The sequence below is a fragment of the Shigella sp. FC1967 genome (assembly GCF_001743005.1).
Classification (GTDB): domain Bacteria; phylum Pseudomonadota; class Gammaproteobacteria; order Enterobacterales; family Enterobacteriaceae; genus Proteus.
The window spans coordinates 1-5204 of record NZ_MIIZ01000663.1 but is presented as its reverse complement, the minus strand read 5'-3'; the positions used below and the strand labels follow the sequence as shown (position 1 = coordinate 5204).

Annotated in this window: 4 protein-coding genes and 2 pseudogenes; 3 read left to right on the top strand and 3 right to left on the bottom strand. The window is 35.1% G+C overall.

Annotated features, from left to right (window positions below; all coding sequences use genetic code 11):
- A pseudogene (locus tag BHE89_RS09055) lies at positions 1-845 on the top strand (D-amino-acid transaminase); the annotation flags it as partial.
- A 93-nt stretch (positions 846-938) separates the two neighbouring features.
- Here the strand turns inward: BHE89_RS09055 and BHE89_RS09050 are convergent.
- The gene (locus tag BHE89_RS09050) at positions 939-1499 is read right to left on the bottom strand and encodes a helix-turn-helix domain-containing protein (protein ID WP_069367424.1); all 561 of its coding nucleotides are present in this window, start codon (positions 1497-1499) and stop codon (positions 939-941) included.
- Positions 1500-1584: 85 nt separating this feature from the next.
- On the opposite strand from BHE89_RS09050, the gene BHE89_RS09045 reads away from it, so the two are divergent.
- A complete protein-coding gene (locus BHE89_RS09045) occupies positions 1585-2247 on the top strand; it encodes an AzlC family ABC transporter permease (protein WP_069367425.1) in 663 nt (220 codons plus the stop codon).
- Positions 2247-2573 (top strand): AzlD domain-containing protein, encoded by a 327-nt coding sequence (locus BHE89_RS09040; RefSeq protein ID WP_069367426.1) that lies wholly within the window; start codon positions 2247-2249, stop codon positions 2571-2573. Before BHE89_RS09045 ends, BHE89_RS09040 begins: the two co-directional genes overlap by 1 nt.
- Before the next feature lie 80 nt (positions 2574-2653).
- Here the strand turns inward: BHE89_RS09040 and BHE89_RS09035 are convergent.
- A pseudogene (locus BHE89_RS09035) lies at positions 2654-4058 on the bottom strand (ATP-binding protein).
- Positions 4059-4062: 4 nt separating this feature from the next.
- A complete protein-coding gene (locus BHE89_RS09030; protein WP_128860415.1) occupies positions 4063-4725 on the bottom strand; it encodes a response regulator in 663 nt (220 codons plus the stop codon).
- Positions 4726-5204: the final 479 nt, after the last annotated feature.

Here is a 5204-nt window from a genome sequence, read left to right as displayed (position 1 = left end):
TGTTTTTTAAATAATCAGTTTATACCTAAAGATCAGGCTAAAGTATCTGTTTTTGACCGTGGCTTTTTTATTTGCAGATGCGGTTTATGAAGTGACTGCGGTCATCGATAGCCAACTTATCGATTTTGACGGTCATTTCCAACGTTTTACAACGATCATGCAAAGAATTGGGCTTATCAATTCCTATTACCAAAGAACAATTAATTAATATTCATCATCAACTTATCGAAAAAAACAATCTTCATGAAGGCCTTATTTATTTGCAAATAACTCGAGGTACAGACTCTTCTCGTTTTTTTGATTTTCCACCTTCATCTGTCTCTTCCACCATAGTGGCTTTTGTTCAACATTCAACTGTGGTCAATCATCCTAATGCTAAAAAAGGGATCTCAGTAATGAGTGTTGAAGACATTCGTTGGCAACGTTGTGATATTAAAACAGTCGCATTATTAGCGGCGTGTTTAGCAAAACATCATGCACATCAACAAGGTGCTGATGATGCTATTTTAATTAAAGATGGTTATATAACAGAAGGTAGTTCAAGTAACTTCTTTATTGTTAACCATGATAATGAAATCATTACACGACCGTTGAGTCAGGATATTTTACCTGGTATTACACGCCAAGCTATTATTCAATTAGCACAAGAAGAAGGACTTAAAATAACCGAGCGCCGATTTACACTTGATGAGGCCAAAAAAGCAAAAGAAGCGTTTATTAGTTCAGCGACCACCTTAATTTGGCCAATTATTTCAATCGATAATGAAGAGATAAATCAGGGGACTGTTGGGCATTTATCTCAACGATTACGACAGATTTACCTTGATAAAGCACTTAAAAAATAATTGACTAGACAGATATTCTCTATCAAATTTATCGCACTACTTTCAAATTTTTATTGCAATATCGCAGTGCGATAAATTTATCATTTTATTACGTTAATTATGATGCTCAATAATCATAACGGCCGTCGTATCTGGCTCTAAAGCGCGTAATACATGGGTGACATCACCGGGATAACAAATATAATCACCGGGTTGTAATTCTTGCTGATTATCTAACGTTCCCACTATTGCACTACCACTGATAATAATAATATGTTCAGTGACATTCTGACTGTGAGGATCAGAAATCCTATCCTTTCCTGGCTGTGCAATTACAGTGTATATATCGCGTTTGGCACCCATAGGACAGGAAGAAAGTAGAAAAGCATGATAATACGCTTTTTCTGCGCTAATTTTAAAACCATCACCTTTACGGATCACCTTAATCTCTGGTTTTGGTGCCGAAATCAGTTGAGAAAAAGGGATATTTAACGCAACACAAATCGCCCAAAGTGTTTCAATACTCGGATTTCCTTGTCCTGCTTCTAATTGAGACAATGTTGATTTTGCAACACCCGCTCGTCTTGCTATTTCAGCAAGTGAAAGGCCCGCTTTTTTTCTTTCTCTAGCCAGTGCTTGAGAAATAATTTCAATAGGTGCACAAGGCGATGACATTATAGCTTCCTTTAAAAATCATCTTGCAAAAAACCAAATCGTTCAACATAATGAACGAATGGTTCGATAAAAAATACTACATTCTATGCAAACTAACAGTCGTCTTGATAATAACGTACTTAGAGATATTGTGCTTGTTTCATTAGCAGATGGTATCGTCGGTATCTCTTATGGTGCGCTAGCATATACACAAGGCTTTGATTTTTGGGTACCGTTGGTGTTATCCATTTTTGTTTTAGCGGGCGCTTCTGAATTTCTTTTTATTGGTATTATCGCAATGGGAGGAAGTGCAATATATGCAGCTCTTGCTGGATTAATGGTCAATGCACGACATATTCCTTTTAGTCTGGCAGTAAAGGATTTACCAGGGAAAGGGCTTAAATCATTATTAGGTTTTCATATATTAAATGATGAAAGTGTTGTATTTGGTTTATCTCAACGTACCGCAGAACAAAATAAATTAGCGTTTTGGGCTTGTGGGTTAGGAATTTTATTTGTTTGGCCTTTAGGTACCATGTTTGGTGTTTACTTAGGATCATTTATTGTCGATATAAAGATGTTAGGACTAGATGCGATGTTTCCCGCTATCATTCTCGCATTAAGTTTACCCGCATTAAAAAATAAACTTACTCGTCATGCCGCAATAATCGGGAGCATTATTGCGCTCTCAACCACATTATTTCTCCCAGCAGGGATCCCCGTTTTATTATCGCTATTAGGCGTATTGTTTGTGATAAGGAAAATATAATGTCCGCAGCTTCTATTATTACAGGAATTATGATCCTTGCTGTTGGTACATACGCTATGCGCCTTTCTGGAATATTACTCAATAATAAAGCAGGTGTATCTGAGAGAGTTAAAGAAATCCTCTCATTATCGGCGATTGTTATTCTATTTTCAGTGGCGATGACATCGACATTTTTTGATGGTGACCAACTTGCCGATATTTCAAAAATCATTGGTGTGGGTGTCGCGGGCGTACTTACTTGGCAGAAAAAACCTTTTATTATGATTGTAATTAGCGCAGCAATAGTAACAGCGAGCCTACGCTGGTTAATTAATCTTTTGGGGTAATATCCTTTAAAGACTCATCAAGACAAAATAAAAAGGAGGTGTAGTGCCTCCTTTATTCTGAAATAGCGGTTATCTATCTATTAATCGTTATCTGGTGATTTAGCCTCTAAAGGTAAGACAATAATAAAACCAATCCCTTTATTATTTAGCCCTTCAGTGACAATGAGTGATGCTTGAATTTTATTAGCGAGATTTTGTGCAATAGATAGACCTAATCCGCTACCCGTTTCGTTAGAGCCTGGTACGCGATAAAAAACGCGAAAATAGAGCATTGATATGTTCTTTTGCAACGCCAGGACCATTATCACGCACGATAACATGGATCCCTTCTGCGTATCGATTTTCAATAGTTACTTCAACTTGGCTACCGTTAGGACAATATTTAATGGCATTATCAAGTAGATTATTAAATATAGAGAGTAAAGCCTGTTTGTCGGTTTTCAGCGTTAAAGCGTACCCTTCATTAAGTGATAACTCAATATTCTTAGTAATCGCATAAGGAACGCGTTGTGCTATTGCATTTCCAATGACGTTATAGATATCGAGAGATTCTATTTTTAATGGGAAATCGTCACATTCTAATCGTGCTAAATCAATTAATTGATGAGATAGAGCGGCAGCTCTATCAAGAGATTGTTTCATATCATTAACAATTTCTTCGCGTTCTTGCTGATCATCGACTAAAGAGAGTAGGTGTAATTGAGCGATAACAGCCGCTATTGGTGTTCTTAATTCATGAGCAGCATCAGCCATAAATTGTTTTTCTCGAATATTAGCAGCGTCAATTCTGGCCATTAATTGGTTTAGTTCTTTAAAGATAGGGCGAATTTCTTTAAATTGCTGACCTACATTAATTGGCGTTAAATTGCGTGGCTTACGATTAGAGATAAGCTCTGCAGCTTGTCTTAAAGGGCGTAAACTAAAATAAGCGGTAATTAAGATCGCAAAAATTACAGTCGCGAGAATAAATAGGAAAGGCACAAAGGTACCTTCAATAGGGTTACCAATAACATGGCCTCTGTCTTCAACCGATTCACCAATAAAGACTTTTATTTTATGTTTTTCTCCCCAACTAAAAGAGAGGATCCATTTTTCACCTGCGACAGATATTTTTTCTGATGCTAATGAAAGTACTTTTGTAGGGATAGGTAACTCAGGGCGATTAGTATAAATGAGAGTATTATTTACATCTAACACAATAAGCCACGGTAGATATTGTAGTTCGTCATCTTCACCATTGAGCATGGCGTCGATATACATACCTTGTAAATTATGAGCGATTTCTTTGAGAACTTCAGGCTGGTCGGCGACAATCTCTAAGGTATTAGCAAAACCCTCAGCAATAATTTCTTGCTGTTTATTATAAACTTTTTCGAACTCAGCAAGATAATCAAATTGTATCCAAGCTAACCAAACGCCCCAAAGCATAACGATGGAGATAATCTGAAGGACTATGGTGTAAATAAAGAAGGAGCGGATCTGCATTTAATTAGTTTCTTTTTTTTAATAAATAACCTACGCCACGAACCGTGATAATGCGTTCTTTGCCTATTTTTCTCCGTAAATTATGCATATGTACTTCAAGGGAGTTACTTTCAATTTTATCGTCTAAACCAAATAAACGTTGCTCCAAATCTGATTTACGTACCACATTGTCAGTATTGCGCATTAATTCATATAAAAGCTGATATTCTTTGCCTGATAATAAAAGCAATTCATCATTTAAAGTGACTTGATGGTTTGCTGGATTAAGTTGTAAGTTGCCAATAGACCATATTTGTGAAGAAAAACCCGCCATTCTGCGACTAACCGCCTTTACGCGAGAAATAAGTTCAGGCATAGCAAAAGGCTTTGGTAAAAAATCATCTGCGCCTGAATCTAATGTTTGTACTAAATTATCAATTTGAGTGCGGGCAGTTAAAATAATAATGGGGATTTTCTCGCCACTTTTTCTTAGCGCAATCAGTTCATCTTGCCCATCACCATCAGGTAGACCTAAATCTAATAGCATTAAATCAAAAGAGCGTTGTTTTAATTGAACACGAGCATCTGCAAGCAATCTAACCCAACATGGTTGAAAACCTGCAATTTCAAGTCCGCGACAAAGTGCTTTACCGAGTTGTAAATCGTCTTCAACTAATAAAATATTCATAATAACACCTACCTAAAATCGTCTTAAGAAAGTATAAGAGCCAAATAAAAAATTGAGCAATATAATAAAAATCTAAAGCAAGGTTTGATTAATGAACTCTTAATGTAAGTAAATTTTTATTTTAATATGTTTTAATAAAATAAATAAACTGAAACTTTTAGGAATAGATTGAGACAAGAATGCTGCTTATTTCATTTTTATCTCACTAAGGCATTTAATGTTAATTAAAAAGTATTCTTTTAGATAAAACTAGTGTCATTAATCTAATATGGCTAATAAATATTTAGCTCTGTTGTGCTAAGATAACTTAAATAGTTTTAATTTAAAATACTTTAGAATTTAAAATAGAATTCTATTAAAAATCAACACTTAATAAATAAGGTTTCATATTTAAAATAATATAAATATAAAACATTGATTTTATTGAATAATATAGCCATTAAATTGATATCTTATCTTTATTGAAATAGATATTGTTT